The sequence below is a fragment of the Staphylococcus pasteuri genome (genome assembly GCF_003970495.1).
Taxonomy (GTDB): Bacteria; Bacillota; Bacilli; order Staphylococcales; family Staphylococcaceae; genus Staphylococcus; species Staphylococcus pasteuri.
Map to the genome: position 1 here is coordinate 1 of NZ_RXWW01000090.1, position 556 is coordinate 556.

Sequence of the window (556 nt, forward strand, 5' to 3'; positions counted from 1 at the left end):
GTTGTATACAGATTATTCAATTTATTATAAAATTAATTAAAAAACGAAGTTAAGTTAGATAATGAAACTTTTAAAAGGGTTTATAATAACTTTAATAACAGGAATAATTATAGCTTTTTGTTACAAAATATTCGAACTAAAAAATGTTGATGTTAAAGATAAATTAACTATCTGTATATCATTTTTTAGTTTATTTGCTACTTTTCTTGGGGCTTATTTAGGGGCTAAGGTTTCTTCAGATAATGCTAGGAAGATGCAAAAAGAACAACTTGAAATACAAAATTTAGAAAAAAATATAGAAAATAATTTTGTATATTTAGAAGAATTTAGTGAACTAATTCAAAATATTTCATCCTTTAATTATATGGGTATATTTACATATTTCACACTTTTTTATTTCAAGCAATACAAACGAGATTTCTACAAAAGTCTTGAAGATTTAAGAAGACAAATGATTTTTTACAATAACTTTATGAATACAATAGAAAGAAAAGATTTGTATGGAACAAATGTTTCATCATTAGTTAATAAAGAAACAAAAGAATATATAGAACAA

At 21.9% G+C, this 556-nt stretch carries 1 protein-coding gene; it reads left to right on the forward strand.

Going from position 1 to position 556, the window contains the following annotated elements:
- Window positions 1-61 precede the first annotated feature (61 nt).
- A partial coding sequence (locus CD121_RS11300; RefSeq protein WP_143565118.1) for a hypothetical protein occupies window positions 62-556 on the forward strand: 495 nt, incomplete at its 3' end.